Origin of the sequence: Myxosarcina sp. GI1 (genome assembly GCF_000756305.1) — a bacterium.
GTDB lineage: Bacteria > Cyanobacteriota > Cyanobacteriia > Cyanobacteriales > Xenococcaceae > Myxosarcina.
This window is the reverse complement of the sequence record NZ_JRFE01000042.1, coordinates 1-18105: the sequence shown is the minus strand read 5'-3', so window position 1 is coordinate 18105 and position 18105 is coordinate 1. Positions and strand designations below refer to the sequence as shown.

Here is an 18105-nt window from a genome sequence, read left to right as displayed (position 1 = left end):
AAATTAAATTGAATGAATTTGCTCGAAAAATTTTTGGTTTTTTATCGCAACATCAAAGCTACTTGCTTGGCAAAATAAGTCAAAATCAAATCCGCCCCCGCCCGTTTCATACTGGTAAGAGTTTCTAAAACTACTTGCTTTTCATCGATCCAGCCTTGCTGTGCAGCAGCTTTCACCATCGCATATTCTCCACTGACGTTATAAGCAGCAACGGGTAAGTTGGTATACTCCTTAATGCGACGAATAATGTCTAGATAAGCTAAAGCTGGTTTGACCATAACCATGTCTGCACCTTCAGCGATATCTAAGACTACTTCTTTAATTGCTTCTCGGCTATTAGCAGGATTCATTTGATAGGTTTTTTTGTCGCCAAATTGGGGGGCAGATTCTAAAGCATCGCGGAATGGACCATAATAAGCTGAAGCGTATTTAGCCGAATAAGCTAAGATTCCCACATCGAAGTAACCAGCAGCATCTAAACCTTTACGAATTGCTCCCACTCTACCATCCATCATATCGGAGGGGGCTACTATGTCTGCTCCTGCTTCAGTTTGGGAGACTGCTTGTTTTACTAATACTTCTACCGTTTCGTCGTTGAGAATTTTGCCATCTTTGACTATGCCATCATGACCGTAGATAGAAAAAGGATCGAGTGCTACGTCGGTAATGACAGTTAGATCGGGAACTTCTTGCTTAATTGCTTTTACAGTGCGCTGTACTAAACCATCGGGGTTGTAGCTTTCTGTTCCTGCGTTATCTTTCTTTTCTGTAGGAATCAGAGGAAATAGTGCGATCGCATTTATTCCTAAATTAGCAGCATCGGCTATTTCTTTCAGCAGTAAATCGAGGGAATAACGATAGATTTCTGGCATCGAAGGAATCTCTTCTTGTTGATTTTCTCCTTCCATGACAAACACGGGATAGATCAGATCGTTAACTGTTAATTGGGTTTCTCGCACCATACGACGTAAGGATGCAGTGCGACGGAGACGACGAGGACGATGGAATAAGGAGAGGTGTTGATTGGGAGAAGTCATAAAAGTGCAATCGCGTAATTCTAGATTCAAAGCTCGAACGAGTTAATTCTACAATAATGATAATCGTTATCATACAAAAAAAGCAGGCTAATAATAACGAAGTCAGAGGAAGCCCCGCATCGGAGCGCGTTCCTCTTTAAGGCGGAGTCTCTCTGACCTGCTACTCTAAACCCTAAAACTTAAAATTCAAAAATGGTGCGGATCGTACCCACATAAATAGTGTCGTTATCGCTACTGTTTTCGGGGTTAATCACCACAAAAAATCCAGGATTAATGGCAACATGGTCGTTAAGCCGATAACGATACTGTGCCTCAACGTGCCAAGCACTATCTTCGTCTTCTACTCCACCATCATTGCTACTAACTTTGGGTGGCTGTCCGAAGATAATACCTCCCAAACTGCCTTCAGACAAGAGATCGGGAAAAGCTAAAGTCACTGCCCAGTTAAAGATCGTGGCATCATCACCATCCGTTACTGCAATACCCTCATTATCCCCATCCGTTAACGCATGAGCCAAACTCAAACCACCCCAGGCAGAAATACTTAAGCGATCGCTGAGTTCATATTTTCCTTGTATGCCAAAATGATCGGCAGAGGTGGCAATTTCTTCACCAAAAGGCGCATTAGCGGTTTCGCTGCCTGTCTCTCCCGAAACTACCAACTCATCTGGTGCATAATATCCCCGCGAATAGGTCACGACGAGCGCGTTCCCTTGCGCCTTTCGGCGGCGCGGGGTCACTCGTCAAACCGAAGCCCAAACTATCGGTAGGTTGGATACTAGCCTGGGCGATCGCTGCATAGCTGCCATTAAACAAACCCGCTCCTTCTAAGGGTTCGCTAGCACGAGGGGCAAGATAACCTACAGAAAGTGCGATCGCATCGCTAAAATTATAATTAGCCGTAGCTCCTGTTCCTTCTAAACCTTGATAGTAGATGGGATTAAAACGTCCAAAACGAGATATTGCCCCCGTTAATTCTTCCGAAAAATACTCGTTATAGTTAGCAAAGTTTTCGTTAAATTCTCCACCAACCGCATCAATCACAAAAGATAACTTTCCTTCTGCTGCACCATGAAGGTGTTCGGAATGTCCCCCGTGTGCTTCATTTTCCTCGTCGTGTTCGTGTTCATCGTGTCCGTGTCCCGAATGGGAGGACACGGGGCGCGAAGCGTCTTCGCGCCCGTGAGCTGTCCGTTCGGATTCACCCGATTCCCCAATCGCGAAAGTATAGTAAAGTTTACCAATCCGTACCGAACCATCAGAACCTTCATCAAAAGCAGTACGAGTCATACCTGTCCCTGTCACGTTGGGATCGTCTTCCTCTTCTCCCGAACCAAAAGGAACGGTATTCAGAGCATCTAAACGTACTTTTAAGAGGTCTCTACCCGTAAAGCTAGTATCAAAACTCAAGCGAGAACGAAAATTAAATACGGTGACGCTATCGATATCGCCACTACCATCGGCTTTTTCATCACCAAAAACTTGACTGAGAGCAAAACTGACTTCTCCGCCTAGCTTAGTAGTAGTGGAAAACTGATTATCCTCTAAAAAAGCAGTACGAGTTTCTAAGCTATCAATACGTCCGCCAATAGCTGCTAGTTCCACTTCAAACTCTTGGGTAAGCCTGTTAATTGTGTCTAAGTCTTCTCTAGCTATCGCCTCAGAGGAAGCAATTAGTCTTTCGATCTGATTGAGACAAGAGTTTAACCCCGCAGCAAATTCATAACGAGTCAGAGCTTGACTACCACGATATGTTTGGTTGGGATAGCCTGCAATACAACCATAGCGATCTACTAAAGAACGTAATGCTTCGTAAGCCCAGTCCGTAGGGGAAACATCCCGTAACTGATTCACGTTAGTAACTTGACTTAATTCTGTGTTGTATGAAGCAATATCTCGGGCTGATACCTCTTGTACTAAAAGTGTTGCTAAAAATAGAGGACTTAGCAAACAAGCTCTCCAAAGTTGATTTTTCATTTTCCTCACACCTTAATATCTAGTCAATTAAAATGATAATCATTATCATATACTAGAAGAGATAATCATTATCATTATTTTTCGCGAGTGAAATTACCCAACTATATTGATAGCGCGATTATTGGCGCAGGAGTTCAGGCTCTTACTTTAACCACCCACCTATTACAAAAAAGCGCGAAACACTATCGTAAATTCTTAGTTTTCGATCCCAGTAAAACCTGGATGAGTCAATGGCAGCAACAATTTGCAGCACAACAAATTCCTTATCTTCGTTCCCCTGCCGTCCATCATCCCGATCCTAACCCCCATCAACTAAGAACCTTTGCCGAACATAGGCATAACGAGTTATTTCCGCCCTACGATAGACCAGGAACAAAGTTATTTAATGATTTCTGTGATGAAGTAATTCGTCGTTGGAAGTTAACAGATAAGGTTTATCCCGCCAAAGTAGTTCGGGTTTTACCGATTGAACGTGCTTCTCGTTCTCGATTTCAATTGGTATTAAATACGGGAGAAACTATTATTACCCGAAGAGTGGTACTAGCTACGGGAAGTGGTAAAGTGCAGCTTCCTCATTGGATAGAAAAAATTACCCCAAATTACCCCTCAGATAGATTCTGTCATTCTCAACAGGTAAACTTAAATCAGCTTAAGTTAACAGGAGAAAGGATTTTAATTGTCGGTGGTGGTTTAACTAGCGGACATTTAGCCAAAGGTGCAATAAATCAGGGTGCGACTGTTACCTTGATGGCTAGAAAACAGTTACAGTCAAAAATCTTTGATGCCGATCCTGGTTGGTTAGGACCAAAATATCTCAAAGACTTTCATGCCGAAACCGATTGGTATGTTCGTTACCAGCAAATACAGCAAGCTCGTAATGGCGGTTCGATGACTCCCGAAATAATGTTGCAATTAAGAAAAGCATCTCATGAAGGCAAGGTGAGGATCGATGAATGCTGTCAAGTTAGGGATGCACAATGGCAAGATAATCTTTGGCAGGTTAATTGTCACGATGGGAGCAAACATCAGTTCAACCGTATCTGGTTAGCTACTGGAACGAGATTCAATGTTAAAGAGCATCCCTTATTACAAAACGTACTTGAGACTTATCCTACAGAGATAGTTAACGGTTTACCCATACTGGACGAACATTTACGTCTGCCTAAGTCCAACTTTTTTATTATGGGTGGTTTGGCTGCTTTGCAAATTGGTCCTGTTGCCAGAAACATTGGCGGTGGAAAAATGGCTTGTCAACGTATCGTACCAGCAATTGTTAAACCCAGTTTGGCGATTGGATGATTTTTTAGTTGAAGAAGCGATCGCTTGTCCAACCCACTGGGAATTCAACTATCTTGTACCATTGAACTAAATAGATTTAACCGTTATCCCTAAATACCCGTGAGTAAAACCAAAACCAAAGCAGACGATCTTTGTCAGGTAAGATGTTTCAACACCGAGTTAGTTACTCAAATTCGGTCTACTTTACCCAATGAAGATACTTTAGAGGAAATGACGGTTATCTTTGGTGCTTTAGCAGACCGCTCGCGGGTTAAGATACTTTATGCCCTCAGAAACGGCGATGAGCTTTGTGTCTGCGATATTGCAGCCATGTTAAATATTAAGATCGCTACCGCTTCCCATCATTTGCGGAAAATGCGAGATTTGAAATTACTTAAATACCGTAATGACGGCAAATTAGCTTATTATTCCCTAAAAGATCGTCGCGTAACCAATATTCTGAGCTATTCTTTGCGAGAGTTAATTTAGCTTTTATTTAGTATGTCTTATTTTTTTTCTCTATTTATCGTTTCAATTTGACTTACATTCTAATGTTCTTTTGAACGTTTGAAGATACAATGATTTTATTCAAACACTCACTTGAACGTTAAAATAAAATGGCAGAACATTGTTGTCAACACAAAGCCAAGGAATTAGAAAAGCTACAAAAACGCCAGAGTAAAGTGTTATGGATTATTTTGATAATCAATGCAGTGATGTTCGTGGTGGAATTTAGTGGGGGAATTAAGGCAGCCTCTTTATCCCTAACAGGTGATTCCTTAGATATGCTGGGGGATGCTTTAGTTTATGGCTGTAGCCTTTACGTTATTCAAAAAGGTAAAAAAGCTCAGGCGCGATCGGCAATACTCAAAGGCGGTATTATGTTTCTTACGGCGATCGCTGTATTTGCCAGAGCTACCTATCAATTGTTTGCTCAAACCGTCCCTACAGTTAGTTTAATGAGCGAGATTGGTATTTTTGCCCTACTCGCTAACTTAATCTGCTTTTTACTGTTGATTCGTCACCGTGACGACAATATCAATATGTCTTCAGTTTGGTTATGTTCCCGTAATGACATTATCGCTAATACTTCCGTGTTGCTAACTGCTGGATTAGTATTTCTAACTGGTTCGTTTTTGCCAGATTTCATTTTAGGACTATTACTCACTGTGGTTTTTGCCCAATCTGCGGGAAAAGTTCTTACTCAAGCAAGAGCAGAACTAGTTTAAATCAACCCACGCGATCGTGCAGTGCCACTTCGTTATCGCTTGTTATGTATCAATGCTTTAAGACAATTGCAAAGTTAATTAACTATCTGACTAAGATTTTAAATATAGATAGATTTCCCTTCATTAATAGCTATGACGACAACAACTAATCCGACTCAACTCAACTCCAGTATTGGCGGGACCAAAAATTTTTACAACTGGAATTTTTTAGACAAACAATATCGAGTCGTTTACGAAACCATCGGAGAGGGAAACCCCGTACTGTTACTTCCAGCTTTTAGTACGGTTTCCAGTCGCACCGAGATGAAAGGTATTGCCAATATACTGGCTACACAATATCAAGTAACAGTTTTAGATTGGTTGGGATTTGGCGAGTCTCAATGTCCACCTGTCGATTACAATCCCGCATTATTTCAGCAGTTGTTGGGAGATTTTGTTAAATCTATTTTTAATAGCCCGATTACCCTCATTGCTGCGGGTCATGCTTCGGGATACGCTTTAAAATTTACACAGGATAACCCCGATCTAATTTTTCAACTAATTTTAATTGCTCCCACTTGGCAAGGACCATTGAGAGTTATGGGTTTACCCGATGGTGTCAGGAATGGAGTTAAAAATCTAGTGCGATCGCCTGTTATCGGACAGGGTTTATACTATCTCAACACTACCCCTTCCTTCCTTCGCTTCATGTATAAACGCCACGTATATGTGGATGAAACCAAACTAACCCCCGAATTTATCGACCAAAAACACCAAATCACTTCTAAAGATGGTGCGAGATATGCCCCTGCCGCTTTTGTTACTGGCGCGATCGATCCTGTAACTGATAGAGAGGAATTTTTGCAACTTTTAGAATCTGGATCGATACCCGTATTAATTATTCTGGCGGAAAATGCACCCCCGAAATCAAAAGCGGAAATGGAGGCGATGGCAAAGTTGGAACAAGTGCAAACAGTTCGATTAGAGGGAACTTTAGGTATTTATGAAGAGTATCCTGAAGCGGTGACAGAAGCGATGAACAATTTTCTTTAGCATCAATGTTTAATAATTTCCCAGGCTAATTTTAGATTAAAAACTGTTCTTCTGAGAATGAGATCGATTATCATTATCTAGAAGAGTTTAGGAATTAGATTATGGTAGCGACAAGCACTAACACCGTTCCCGTCACTGTACTAACTGGCTATCTAGGTGCGGGTAAAACCACCCTCCTCAATCGCATCCTCACCTACGAACACGGCAAGAAAGTAGCAGTCATCGTTAACGAGTTTGGAGAAGTGGGTATTGATAATCAACTGGTGATTGATGCCGATGAAGAAATCTTTGAGATGAATAACGGCTGTATTTGCTGTACAGTGAGGGGTGACTTGATTCGCATTATCGGCAACTTGATGAAGCGTCGCAATCAATTCGACCATTTGGTCATTGAAACTACTGGGTTAGCCGATCCCGCCCCTGTAATTCAAACCTTTTTTGTCGATGAAGATATGAAAGACAAGATTGCTTTAGATGCAGTGGTCACGGTAGTCGATGCCAAACATATCCAGCAACATTGGGAGGCGGATGAAGCACAGGAACAAATTGCTTTTGCCGATGTAATTCTCCTCAATAAAACCGATCTCGTATCTCCCCAAGAATTAGAAGAATTGGAAAGCAAAATCAAAACCATGAACGGGATGGCAAAAATCTATCGTACCCAAAATTCTGAACTATCAATGGATTCTTTATTAGGAGTACAGGCATTCGATCTAGATCGTGCTTTAGAAATTGACCCCGAATTTTTAGACGAAGCTGCCCACGAACATGACGAGACAGTAAAATCTTTTGCCATAGTAGAATCTGGAGAACTAGACGGACAAAAACTAAATAACTGGTTGAGTAACCTGCTACAAACTAAAGGGGTAGATATCTTCCGCATGAAAGGTATTTTAAATGTTGCAGGAGAAGAAGACCGTTTTGTCTTTCAGGGAGTACATATGCTGTTTGATGGAAAACCAGACCGCCCTTGGAAGGAAGAAGAAACCCGTAAGAATGAATTGGTGTTTATCGGTCGCAATCTAGATGAGGTACAACTGAGAGAGGACTTTAAACAATGTTTGGTGTAGGTACAAAAGGTAAAGTCTTATTTCAACCGCACTGGAAAGATAGTCTCTCAGAATACGTTACCGCAGTAGCTTGGTCGCCTGATGGTCTATTAGCTGCTAGTTCGGCTGCGGGGGAAGTGGTTGTATGGCAAGATGGCAACTTGCTTAGTTTATTACCTGCGGGTTTAGTATCGGTTGACTGTTTGGCTTTTTCCGTCGATGGTAAGTTTTTAGCTGCTGGGGGACAAGATGGCAAAGTTAGAGTTTGGTCAATCCCTCCTACTCCCCTTAAAGAACAGGAAGTGAAATTAATCGCTACCCTAGATAATGCCCCCTCATGGGTCGATAAACTGGCTTGGAGTCCTACTTGTAACCACTTAGCCTTTAGCTTGGGACCTTATGTACAAATCTGGGATGCAGATAGCCAAACAGTTATAACTACTCTACCCTTTGCTAACTCTTCTGTTTTAGATTTAGCTTGGCGACCAAATGGGGAAAGTATTGCGATCGCAGGTAATGGGGGAGTTAAAGTATGGTCTACTATAGATTGGGATGATGACCCCTATCTCATCGATATGCCCTCAGCTAGTATTGTTACGGCTTGGTCTGGGGACAGTAAATATATTGCTTCTGGTAATTTCGACAATACCATTACAGTTTTAGAATATGGTTTCCCAATTCCTTGGGTCATGCGAGGTTTTGCTGGCAAGATTTCTAATCTAACTTGGTCGCAAAGAGGAGCGAGTGATGCACCTTTGTTGGCAGCATCAAGTGTAGAAAGTATTGCCGTCTGGAAAAAAGAAGCTGATGATAACGATGGTTGGAATGCCAACGTTTTAACTTTACACGAGCGCAAAGTTCAAGCTCTACTGTTTCATCCTCACAGTTTATTACTAGCCTCTGCTGCTGATGATGGTTGCTTGTGCTTGTGGAGGGGAGCCAAACAAGTAGGGCAAATATTAGAAGGTGCTAGGGGCGGTTTTTCTTGTCTGGCTTGGAGTCAAGATGGCAAACAATTGGCTGCTGGCGGTCAGGATGGAGAGTTGATTGTTTGGTCGGAGTCTAAGCGGGGTAAAGGTTTTGGTTGATTAAGGGAGAATAACTTCTCTGATTATTTATAGGCAATATGGAATGATTCAACCCTGCCGATGCCATAAAACTACTGCAAAAAACCCAAGTAGCTGAATCAAAATAATACTTGGACCACTAGGCAGATCGATCGCGCCAGAAATGACCATACCTATTACCCCACTCATTGCACCTATTCCCGCAGCAGTAGCTAGAAACGGAACAAACTGCTGGCAAATTAATCTGGCAGAGGCAGCAGGAATAACTAAAAAACCGTTAACGAGTAAAATACCAACTGCCCGAATAGTTAAGGCAATAGTAATTGCTAAAAGCACGATAAAAAAATAGCGATGACCGCGAACGGGTACGCCTTTGACTAAGGCTAAATCAGTGTTGAGAGTGAGTAATATTTGCTCTGGTAAACTGATAATCAACCACGCTAACGTTACGCCTAAGAGCAACAACAATAAAATCAAATCAGTATTACTAATCGCTAGAATATCGCCAAATAAAATCGATAATAAATTACCCCGATATCCTTTTAAATAACTAAAGCCTATCGTCCCTAAAGCGATCGAACCCGATAGGGAAATACACAAAACCGTATCGCTACCCAAATCGGTTCTATCGATTAAATAAATTACTCCCAAACCAAAAGCGACGGTAAAACCAATTAACGTCCAGGTAGAAGGAAGTTCTAATAACGCAGCTAAAACTACTCCTAGCATTGCCGAATGTCCCACCGTATCCCCAAACAAAGAGAGACGACGCAGGATTAGAAAGCTGCCCAAAATTCCCCCTAATATCCCTAACAGTACGCCACCCAGTACCGCCCGTTGCATAAAGGGTAAACTAAAAAGACTCAGTACGTCTGCTAGGTTCATGATGATGACAGGTAGGGCTAACTAAAGAACCGTATATTTGTAAGAGATTTTCTGAGGTGAGAGTAGTTTGAGGTGAGCCTCGATATAGTAAACGACGGTTCAAACAGATTACCGAGTCGCAATACCTACTAACTAAATCTAAATCATGGGAAACTTCCAAAATCGTCCAGTTGTGTTCTTGTTTGAGGTTGTTGAGTAAAATAGCAAATTCTATTTCTCCCGTAGCATCCACCCCTGCTAAGGCTTCATCGAGAACCAAAAGACGACGGGGAACGACCAAACAATAAGCCAGTAACACTCGTTTTAATTCCCCTCCGCTAAGAGTACCGATTTTTTGTCGGGCTTGTTTGGTTAAATGAACTTGTTCTAGAGCTTGGTAAATCCTCTCTCGTTTCCGTTTACTAGAGTACCACCACTGTTTCCTATTTAAGCCCAAACCCACCAATTCCAATACCGTCAAGGGAAAAGTGCGATCGAAGGAGAATTTTTGAGGAATATAGCCAACTTCCTGCTTTAATCGTTTTGACTGTTTGCCAGTACCATCAAACAATCTAATTTCACCCGATCGCGCTTCAATCAAGCCTAAAATAGTTTTAATTAAGGTACTTTTTCCCGCACCATTTGGACCGATGATTGCCGTATGAGTACCTGGCAATAATTCAAAAGAGACATTATCTACCGCTAAATATTCCCCACGCATCACCGATAGATTTCTAACTGTAATAATGGGTTGGGTAACAGATAAATTTTGGTGCATTAAATTTACTACTTTGATTCTCAAGAGAAGAGTTAGAAAAAGAACTTATTACCTATTACTTATTACTTGTTTTGACACGCTCTTTCTAAAGCCTCCAAATTTCCTCGCATAGCTTGAAAATAATACTGCGGATCTGTTTGCCCCGCCTCTAGAGGGTCGATCGCTTCTAAGGGTAGATTTAAGTCACTAGATATCTGTTGGATGCGTTTGTCTTCAATTCCTGGTTCGGTGAGTAAAGCTTTAACTTGATATTGGTTAGCTAGTTGTTGTACTCGTTGGATATCTTGCGGAGTAATGCTATCTTCAGGAATTTCTACGACCGCTTCTTGTTGCAGTCCGTAACGTTGTGCTAAATAGGTAAAAGCATCGTGAAAAGTTATAAAATTGCAACCTGCAACTGGTGCTAATCGTTGTTGAAATTCATTGTCTAGCTGTTGTAGTTGCTGAATATAAGCATCTGCATTGGTACGATAGCTATCTGCATTACTGGGGTCGAGTTCGATTAAACCATCTCTAATAGTCACTACCTGTTGTTGTGCTAGAACTGGATCTAACCAAACGTGAGGATCTCCCCCTTCATGATGGTGTCCATGTTCTTCTTCTTCATGTTCGTGTTCCTCATGTTCTTCTTCTATTACCTCTATTCCTTCACTAGCTATAATTTGCTGAAGTTCGGAATTACCAGCATTAACTACTAAACCCGATAAAAACTCTTCAATACCCAACCCGTTTTCTACTAACACATCTGCCTCAGATAGTATTTTGGCATCGTCTGGTGTAGCTTGATAGTCATGTACCTCCATACCAGGAGAAATTAAAATATCTACTTCTCCTGTATCTCCCACCACAGCTTTGGTAAATAAGTGAATTGGTAAGAAAGTCGTGACTATTTTAGGACTGGAATTGTTTTGGGCAGTGGTAACGGTACTAAAAGCGATCGCGCTAAAACAACTGATGCTGGTAATTACAGAGCGTTTTAAGAATTGGATTTTATGAGTTGTAAATAAACAAGACATCTTATGACTATATAATGAGCATTTAGCTGAAAAATAATGATAATCATTATCATAAACTAAAATGAAAAATTTTTGGTCGCTACAAATAAATTCACAAGAATGAACTTAGTAAGTTGTTCTAGCGATCTCATGAAACTCGACCACAAAAACTAAAACAGTCAAAGCTCCTATTCCATCAACTTGGGTAAAATTTACACCACTGAGACGGTCAAGATAAGTGTGTAAATCAAATTGAGGAGCATTCCCTGGCTGCTTTTTTCCTCGACGCTTGGGTGTTGTAACTCTTGAGAGAGGACAAACAACAATTCAGGTCGATAATTCTCGGTCAGGGCAGCAGCGATATCATTACAACTTGCCTCATTCGACCATCTCTTAAAGATGCTAACTTGTTAGGGTTACGTTCTTCTGCCAAAATTGCGGTGACAATTGCCATCCCAGTTTTACCAATAATGTCACTAATCACTCGATGTAGTTGTAAGTTCATTTCCGTCAAGGCTCAGAACCTATCCTCGAAGAAAAACAACAATTAAGAGTTTCAACTTCAGCCGTAGATAAGCAACGCTACATAGACCGCATTCGTGCTGAAATAATAGAAGATAATCATCACTCCGATCTGGCTGAACCTAACTATTGGGATGGCTCTCACAATCGAACTTCTTCCGATATCGAACCAGTATCAGAAGATTATTGGAATTTTCTCGGTCGTTATGAGTAAACTTGTTTAGGCTATTTAGTATATACATAGTATAATTATGTATATACTYAAACCARGATTCTCCGCCAATGAATATCAAAATTGCTAAATGGGGTAACAGTTTGGGAATTAGAATTCCTAAGTCAATAGCCGAAGATAATGGTTTGAGCGATGGTGATGAAATTGAAATTGCCACCGAAGATAATCGCATCATAATTACCCCACAAAAACCGAAATACACTCTCGAACAGTTGTTAGAAGGAATGGGTGAAGAACATTTGCATTCGGAGATTGACTGGGGTGAACCTGTTGGTAGAGAACAGTGGTAACGACATACATTCCCAATCGTGGCGACATCATCAAACTATCATTCAGCCCCCAAATAGGTAGAGAACAGGCGGGATATCGACCTGCCTTAGTTATCTCTCCACAAGCCTATAACCGAATCTCTCACTTTGTCTTAGCTTGTCCGATTACCAACACAATTAAAGGTTGGCGTTTTGAGGTAGTCTTACCGCAGTCAATGCAAACTTCGGGGGTAGTTTTGACCGACCAAATTCGCGTCTTAGACTGGCAGGCACGAAAAGCTAAGTTTGTCGAATCAGCAGAATTCTCCGTTATCGATGAAGCTCTGGCTAAAATTTCTTCATTAGTTCGATAGCTTGAAAATACTAGGATTTAAGCTTTGATTTACACAAATTAATAATTGTACAATTCATTTTTCGCCCAAAATCATAACACCCAGAATGAGTTACAGTCTGGGTGCGAATTTTATATATGCCAGCTTTTCTCTTTAACAGCTAGCGGTATTTATAATAAAAGTTTTAATTGATTCAATTTTATACTTGAGCTTTCTACCTGAAAAGTGATTTTCCTCGCTTGAAGACAAAATTCATCTTCTCTTGATGATTCGTTTACAAGTAGTTAGTTTTGCCGCTAAAACTTTGGCAATCGCATTTGTTTCAGTTAATTTAATGCTCGATATTTACCAAGCTTTACTCTTTCCCATTCCGTTCCCAAATAACTATCTCTTCCCAACACATTGCCAATCGCTTGACGTATTTTAGTTACTTGATTTTTCGACCAGCTTGATTGCTGTTTTTTGGTATAGAGATAGTCGATAATGTCCTGGGATGTAAACACATCAAGTTTATGCTCTGCTAAAAAACCTTTTACTGTCTTCAGCAAAGTTACTTTTAACTTACTCGACGGTGGTAAATTGTAGAGCTTTTTACGCTGTGTACTTTTAACTGCTTTTGATTTAGTTGATGAAGTTTTGTCTCGATTTGGTTCGACTTGGTTAATCTCAGAGATTACCTTGCCATTAGAATCTACATCGTCGTTAGGTGAAGTAGAATTGGTTACTTCGCTTTCATTTATCGGCGATTTAGATTTGTTCTCATTGGATACATAGCAAGAGCGGTCATAAGAATCTAATCGACAATAACCTTGCTCTATAGCTTGGTCTAGATACAGTTTTACCGCTTCTACGCTCAGTTGTAAATTTAGTTTTGAATTGAGTGTCTTCTGTATGTAACTTAAATGCAGCGTTTTATTAGCTTCTGACTTAAATATTTCCTCAATCGCTGGCATCACTATTTTGGACAATTCTAAAAATCTAGCCACCGAATCTAATTCTCGCTCTGAATTATCCGTTTCGCTTTGAGACTCAGTAGAGTCGATAGATGAACCAAAGTCAAACTTTGTCATTTCAGGCTCATCATCTAGAAAATCTTCTTCACTTTTTACTCCGTTTGTCCCGTTCGCTGTTTCTGGCTGCCCTTCAAGTAGATTCAATCCTTTTCTTTTTCTTCTTCGGCGCAGAAATGTTGATTCATCTTCAGCGTGGTTGTCAAGTAAAGAAGCTTCGTTCTTTTGTATGCCCGAACCTAGTTCGCGATAGTTCTCTCTATCATGTGAAATCACTGCGTCTCCTAATTCTGAGGAAACCTCAGAATCCCGACGCACCAAATCTTTAAGTAACACCTCGATTTTTTCTTGGTGTTCCTTAACTTCCATCGCCTTAGCTAAATAGTATTCGTATTCATCTTGATAGTGGTCTTGTAACCTTTCTAAGCTTTCAATCGCTTTGATTAACTCTTCTGACAGCATTATTTATTTCTCCGACATTGAGATAATTTACCATTACAATCGTTTCCGTAACTCGGACAACATACTGCATAGCTGATTCTCTCCACAACACGGTCACATCCTTTACAGACGAACTTATAATCTCGTTCGTACATTTTCCGTTCATGTTCTTTGACCGTGTATTTTTTATAGTGTTCTGTCTTTGTTGCTTGAACTGTCTTTTCAGGACTCATTTGGCTCTTATTAATTTAATGGGATGATTTTATTCTGGCTAATTCTAACGAATTGAATGTATAGTTCGATAACTGTGACGGATAAATCGAAAACTTTTTTATATTTATCTAGCTATAAAAATGCAGTTCTACTTTGGTACGAGTGTCATTCCGCTAATTATGAGTTTTTAAATTTGCCGTCACATCCGTCACGTCTATATCTGACATGGTTTCTAGCCATCAAACTTCAGTCACAGTCATCAGTCATGATGAGTTGTCAAGAGGTAAGGCAAAATTGTTGCTGGGGGATTAGGGATTAGGGAGTGGGAACTTGAGCAGAGCCTCTGCTCTTTTGCTCAAGCGAAAGAGCCCGCTCTAGGTTAAGTTAGTCAAGCTTAAAACCCAGTCAGAGACAAATGTTGCGGCAATTGAATTCAAAAAATGACTGGTCACAATTGTCTAAATATCCAACCAAATAAACCCAAAAAAATCAGGAAGTAGGTAAATTTTTGTCCTCTTCTAATTTCCCAGTAGTTTTTTAAAACTCAAATCATTTTAGTCAATAGCCTAGAGATTTAAGCACAAGAAAATAAACCAAGAGCGTTGATTTATATATCTCTCAGCACTTTATGGCTGGCAAAAATCTTCTCTGGTTTCAGGTTGAGTGAGAGTAGTTAGGATGGGCTGAAAAAGTAGCCCCAAATCTCGGTCTTAGGTTGCTCTAGGCTTGAGGGGTATCTAAGTTGCTCCTTACTAATCGGGGGAAAATGGCTATTGATTGAGCCTATTGGAAACTGCTCAGAGTCAGAAAATAATTCCTAACAATCAGTCATTCGTAGTCATAGCCATAGCTATGCCACTTGTTTTTATTCGCTGTGGTTTAAAAGCACTGCACCACATACACAGAAAGCGTGGTCTGAGCAATCAGCACACAGATGAGTGTCCGAGGTTACAGTGCGGAGCGAGTTAGCAATTTTTGACCACCTGATGTTCGCGTTCTCAAGTCGTTTAGCCAGGAGTCGGAGGTCAGCCAAAAGGCTAAAATAATTAAAGATAGCCCCACTTAAATTATCCTGTCTGAGCCACCTCGGAAATGATCGGATTGATTTGATAGGTTGTCTGGTGGCGGAAAGCAGCACGAATCCGACCAATAAATTTACGGGCCACGGCCACAATCGCTTTTTTCTTGCCTGTTCTGGGATAAAGTCGCTCAAAAAATTCTTTTAAATGACGCTCTTTTTTAATCGCTGTCCAAGCAGCTTCAGTGAGAATGTAGCGGACACGCTTATTGCCTTGATGAGTGATATGTCCCTTTCTCACTGTGTCACCACTAGAAAACTCCGAGGGAGTAAGTCCCGTGTAGCTGAATAATTGTCGCTCATTGGCAAAGTGACTCATATTTCCTAACTCCAGAGAGAGAATCCGCGCTGAGAGAAAACCGATGCCTGGAGCCGAACGGTAAATAGTTTCATTGGGGTCGGTCTTGGCTTGCTCCTTTAACTTTTGCTCCAGCTTGCGAATTTGAGTTTCGATACTTTTCCATACCGACCAATAAGCTTTAATTACCAAGGTAAATTCGGGACTGGGACTTTGAGCTAACATTTCTTCTACCAGTTTATGACTCATTTCTCTGTTGTCATTGGGGTCAATTAGCCCCATTTGATGACACTTCATGCGAATTCGGTTTTTAATCGCACTGCGCTCTTCGACTAATTGTTGTCGAGTGCGAGTTAACAGTCGTTCCTGTTCTTGTTGCGGGCTAGGCACTCGAATTCGGGGTAAACGTCCTGCTTCGAGTAGCGTCGCTATTTTTCGTGCATCTCTTTTATCGGTTTTAACCCGATTATTAACTGCCACCTCGATACTACCTGGATTGACCACAAGATTATCAATCCCCGCTTCAGTCAGGACTCTGTGGAGCACGAACCCAGAAAAACCTGCTTCATAGGCAGTATAAATCGACGCTCCAGGAAAATACCGCTGTAGCTGTTCGGCTAGTTGGTCGGGACTGGCTAGGGTTCTCCATTTCTTAGCAACGATGCCCTCCACCACGGCTACGACTGAATAGCTTTTTTTGTGAACATCAATGCCGACAAAAACTTTCTTTCCTTGATAAGAGATTTTTGCTGATGAGTTGTTCATGAGCAGCCTCCTTCGACCCCACAGGGGTCAGATAGATTGTGTTTCTTTTTTCTTCAGTGGGTTGATGATGATAAAGTTATCACTCCCCTAATAATTTTCTCTCATTTTGATGATGGGATATATTGCTTACCATATTCGCTGCCTCCTTGTTGTTGATTTCTAATGAAGCGACAGTAGCCATTGAGTTTTTTTTCAATTTTTTGTTTGAGCTCACGACTCCAATCTAGTTGTGCATCGGTGCAATAGTTAAGAGTCTGTGCAATGATAAAGACACTTAAGGTTTCGGCTAATGAACCTCGTGCTATGTATAAAAAACGTAAACGCTCTAGATAATGATAGCGTCCATAGCCTTCGGCTATATTTAGTAAAATACTACAAGAGGCTCGGCGCAATTGATTGCTTAAATTGTAACGTTCATAATTAGGTAAAGTTTCTGCTAATCTGTAAGATGCCTTGAGTAATTTTAAACTGTCTTGATAGAACTCTAAAGTTTCAAAACCTCTCTCTTGTTCTTCCATATTTTCCCAATCACTTGTTCCTATTTCCCAGTCCCCAAATAAAACTGGTTGTTTGTTTCTAAACTCATCATAGGAACACTGTAGTTAAAACTTACTTGCTGCATACATACTACAAGCCAAGTAGCTTATTCTGCTGCTCATAATGTCCCTTGATTAGAGCTTTTTACAGGTTCTTACTTCAAATATTTTGGTGCTTGAGTTGTGCTATCTCCAATCTGTGCGATCGCCTCAAAGCAGTTATTCTCTGGTCTAAATTTAGCTTTTATTCGCACGAAATAACGGGGCATCTGCTGCTTTTTCTCAAGGTCTGGATCGTATTTAAACGCATCGACTGATGAATCTGCCCATTTTACAGGAATATAGTTCGGCTTTAATATCTGTTTAGCCTTCTTAGCCCCAACTTTTTCTACTGTTTGAGCTAATTTKTCACTATAATTCCTTAACACTGCTATGACTGAGGACTTACAGAAGGGTACATACTGCCAAAACCCTGATAGATAAAATTCACCTGCTGCCAAATCCTGAAAAATACTTTCTCTAGCTTCTTCTGTATTCGCGACCGTTACCAAATTAAAATCTACTTTGTAACTTTCTTGTTTTTTGTTATAGCTAATTTGAGGATAGACTGACAACTTTTTAGTACTGCTGCCCTGTGAGTTTATTTCATCTACCAACGCTTTGTATCTTTGTTTTGATTTGGCAGTATAGCCCAAACGATATGTTTGCCCTTCTATGGTAACTGTAAGTTGTTCTTCGTTTTTAACCGCTACTAGACTCTCAAGCACTCCGATCACTTGAAAAATACTATTAGATTCGGGATTTTGAGAGGTTTTAAGTTGGGTTTTGCTTGTATTTTCGGCTTTTAAATTAGATGATGAACTGTTCTTGGGGCTAGAGATTTTATTGCCCCGCTCTTGTTTCTGTGCTTTATTTTTCGTTGAAGGAGGCAAAGAAGATTTATTCACCATTGCTGACACCCAATAAAGTATTTTTCTTACTCTATCGAATTTTTTCGTCATAGGCGATCGCCATTCTTGTTGTGACTTTTCTACTTCTAAGATCTTGAACGCCCTCCAACAACAACTCGACCGCCTCGATATTCTCCTTTATTGGCAGCAATC

General features: G+C 40.7%; 19 protein-coding genes. 8 read left to right on the top strand and 11 right to left on the bottom strand.

Features of this window, described 5'->3' with window-relative positions; all coding sequences use genetic code 11:
• Positions 1-41 precede the first annotated feature (41 nt).
• From hemB to KV40_RS25350, 3 genes are all read right to left on the bottom strand, one after another.
• Positions 42-1037, bottom strand: coding sequence for a porphobilinogen synthase (hemB, locus tag KV40_RS25355; protein ID WP_036487241.1), 996 nt, complete (start codon positions 1035-1037; stop codon positions 42-44).
• Positions 1038-1216: 179 nt separating this feature from the next.
• Positions 1217-1735 (bottom strand): iron uptake porin, encoded by a 519-nt coding sequence (locus tag KV40_RS36835; RefSeq protein WP_253274383.1) that lies wholly within the window; start codon positions 1733-1735, stop codon positions 1217-1219.
• Positions 1701-3014, bottom strand: coding sequence for an iron uptake porin (locus KV40_RS25350; protein WP_253274382.1), 1314 nt, complete (start codon positions 3012-3014; stop codon positions 1701-1703). Before KV40_RS25350 ends, KV40_RS36835 begins: the two co-directional genes overlap by 35 nt.
• A gap of 87 nt (positions 3015-3101) precedes the next feature.
• On the opposite strand from KV40_RS25350, the gene KV40_RS25345 reads away from it, so the two are divergent.
• The 6 genes from KV40_RS25345 (at position 3102) to KV40_RS25320 (ending at position 8690) form a co-directional block, all read left to right on the top strand.
• The gene (locus KV40_RS25345) at positions 3102-4313 is read left to right on the top strand and encodes an FAD/NAD(P)-binding protein (RefSeq protein WP_036487239.1); all 1212 of its coding nucleotides are present in this window, start codon (positions 3102-3104) and stop codon (positions 4311-4313) included.
• A 93-nt stretch (positions 4314-4406) separates the two neighbouring features.
• Positions 4407-4781: a metalloregulator ArsR/SmtB family transcription factor gene (locus tag KV40_RS25340; RefSeq protein ID WP_036487237.1), complete on the top strand. Its 375-nt coding sequence runs from the start codon at positions 4407-4409 to the stop codon at positions 4779-4781.
• A gap of 128 nt (positions 4782-4909) precedes the next feature.
• Positions 4910-5521, top strand: coding sequence for a cation transporter (locus KV40_RS25335; protein WP_036487235.1), 612 nt, complete (start codon positions 4910-4912; stop codon positions 5519-5521).
• A gap of 132 nt (positions 5522-5653) precedes the next feature.
• A complete protein-coding gene (locus tag KV40_RS25330) occupies positions 5654-6553 on the top strand; it encodes an alpha/beta fold hydrolase (protein WP_036487233.1) in 900 nt (299 codons plus the stop codon).
• Positions 6554-6654: 101 nt separating this feature from the next.
• The gene (locus KV40_RS25325; protein ID WP_036487231.1) at positions 6655-7623 is read left to right on the top strand and encodes a GTP-binding protein; all 969 of its coding nucleotides are present in this window, start codon (positions 6655-6657) and stop codon (positions 7621-7623) included.
• Entirely contained in the window at positions 7611-8690 is a 1080-nt protein-coding gene (locus tag KV40_RS25320) for a WD40 repeat domain-containing protein (RefSeq protein ID WP_036487229.1), read from the top strand. Before KV40_RS25325 ends, KV40_RS25320 begins: the two co-directional genes overlap by 13 nt.
• Positions 8691-8738: 48 nt before the next feature.
• Here the strand turns inward: KV40_RS25320 and KV40_RS25315 are convergent, their stop codons facing one another.
• The 4 genes from KV40_RS25315 to KV40_RS35280 all read right to left on the bottom strand — a co-directional run bounded on the left by KV40_RS25315 (position 8739) and on the right by KV40_RS35280 (position 11811).
• Positions 8739-9554: a metal ABC transporter permease gene (locus KV40_RS25315; protein WP_036487224.1), complete on the bottom strand. Its 816-nt coding sequence runs from the start codon at positions 9552-9554 to the stop codon at positions 8739-8741.
• Positions 9523-10311, bottom strand: coding sequence for a metal ABC transporter ATP-binding protein (locus KV40_RS25310; RefSeq protein ID WP_036487222.1), 789 nt, complete (start codon positions 10309-10311; stop codon positions 9523-9525). Before KV40_RS25310 ends, KV40_RS25315 begins: the two co-directional genes overlap by 32 nt.
• Positions 10312-10373: 62 nt before the next feature.
• The gene (locus tag KV40_RS25305) at positions 10374-11327 is read right to left on the bottom strand and encodes a metal ABC transporter solute-binding protein, Zn/Mn family (protein WP_036487220.1); all 954 of its coding nucleotides are present in this window, start codon (positions 11325-11327) and stop codon (positions 10374-10376) included.
• Positions 11328-11652: 325 nt separating this feature from the next.
• A complete protein-coding gene (locus tag KV40_RS35280) occupies positions 11653-11811 on the bottom strand; it encodes a hypothetical protein (RefSeq protein ID WP_156114180.1) in 159 nt (52 codons plus the stop codon).
• Between the two features lie 299 nt (positions 11812-12110).
• On the opposite strand from KV40_RS35280, the gene KV40_RS25300 reads away from it, so the two are divergent.
• Entirely contained in the window at positions 12111-12350 is a 240-nt protein-coding gene (locus KV40_RS25300) for an AbrB/MazE/SpoVT family DNA-binding domain-containing protein (RefSeq protein ID WP_036487218.1), read from the top strand.
• Positions 12344-12682, top strand: a complete 339-nt coding sequence (locus tag KV40_RS25295) for a type II toxin-antitoxin system PemK/MazF family toxin (protein ID WP_036487216.1) — start codon at positions 12344-12346, stop codon at positions 12680-12682. Before KV40_RS25300 ends, KV40_RS25295 begins: the two co-directional genes overlap by 7 nt.
• A 305-nt stretch (positions 12683-12987) precedes the next feature.
• On the opposite strand, the gene KV40_RS25290 is transcribed toward KV40_RS25295, so the two are convergent.
• From KV40_RS25290 to KV40_RS25275, 4 genes are all read right to left on the bottom strand, one after another.
• Positions 12988-14133 carry a hypothetical protein gene (locus KV40_RS25290; RefSeq protein WP_036487214.1) on the bottom strand — a complete coding sequence of 382 codons (1146 nt, stop codon included), beginning with the start codon at positions 14131-14133 and terminating at the stop codon, positions 12988-12990.
• Positions 14134-15392: 1259 nt separating this feature from the next.
• Positions 15393-16466: an IS110 family transposase gene (locus KV40_RS25285; RefSeq protein WP_036487212.1), complete on the bottom strand. Its 1074-nt coding sequence runs from the start codon at positions 16464-16466 to the stop codon at positions 15393-15395.
• Between the two features lie 101 nt (positions 16467-16567).
• Positions 16568-16984 (bottom strand): four helix bundle protein, encoded by a 417-nt coding sequence (locus KV40_RS25280; RefSeq protein WP_036487210.1) that lies wholly within the window; start codon positions 16982-16984, stop codon positions 16568-16570.
• A gap of 173 nt (positions 16985-17157) precedes the next feature.
• Complete coding sequence (locus tag KV40_RS25275) at positions 17158-17952, bottom strand: hypothetical protein (protein ID WP_216595720.1); 795 nt, start codon at positions 17950-17952, stop codon at positions 17158-17160.
• Between the last annotated feature and the right edge of the window lie 153 nt (positions 17953-18105).

Excerpts from the sequence above, each read along its gene's own strand:
- KV40_RS25330 (WP_036487233.1), top strand. The coding sequence starts at position 5,654 with ATGACGACAACAACTAATCCGACTCAACTCAACTCCAGTATTGGCGGG.
- KV40_RS25335 (WP_036487235.1), top strand. The coding sequence starts at position 4,910 with ATGGCAGAACATTGTTGTCAACACAAAGCCAAGGAATTAGAAAAGCTA.
- KV40_RS25320 (WP_036487229.1), top strand. The coding sequence starts at position 7,611 with ATGTTTGGTGTAGGTACAAAAGGTAAAGTCTTATTTCAACCGCACTGG.
- KV40_RS25285 (WP_036487212.1), bottom strand. The coding sequence starts at position 16,466 with ATGAACAACTCATCAGCAAAAATCTCTTATCAAGGAAAGAAAGTTTTT.
- KV40_RS25325 (WP_036487231.1), top strand. The coding sequence starts at position 6,655 with ATGGTAGCGACAAGCACTAACACCGTTCCCGTCACTGTACTAACTGGC.
- KV40_RS25315 (WP_036487224.1), bottom strand. The coding sequence starts at position 9,554 with ATGAACCTAGCAGACGTACTGAGTCTTTTTAGTTTACCCTTTATGCAA.
- KV40_RS25305 (WP_036487220.1), bottom strand. The coding sequence starts at position 11,327 with ATGTCTTGTTTATTTACAACTCATAAAATCCAATTCTTAAAACGCTCT.
- KV40_RS25350 (WP_253274382.1), bottom strand. The coding sequence starts at position 3,014 with ATGAAAAATCAACTTTGGAGAGCTTGTTTGCTAAGTCCTCTATTTTTA.
- KV40_RS25280 (WP_036487210.1), bottom strand. The coding sequence starts at position 16,984 with ATGGAAGAACAAGAGAGAGGTTTTGAAACTTTAGAGTTCTATCAAGAC.
- hemB (WP_036487241.1), bottom strand. The coding sequence starts at position 1,037 with ATGACTTCTCCCAATCAACACCTCTCCTTATTCCATCGTCCTCGTCGT.
- KV40_RS25290 (WP_036487214.1), bottom strand. The coding sequence starts at position 14,133 with ATGCTGTCAGAAGAGTTAATCAAAGCGATTGAAAGCTTAGAAAGGTTA.
- KV40_RS35280 (WP_156114180.1), bottom strand. The coding sequence starts at position 11,811 with ATGAACTTACAACTACATCGAGTGATTAGTGACATTATTGGTAAAACT.
- KV40_RS25310 (WP_036487222.1), bottom strand. The coding sequence starts at position 10,311 with ATGCACCAAAATTTATCTGTTACCCAACCCATTATTACAGTTAGAAAT.
- KV40_RS25300 (WP_036487218.1), top strand. The coding sequence starts at position 12,111 with ATGAATATCAAAATTGCTAAATGGGGTAACAGTTTGGGAATTAGAATT.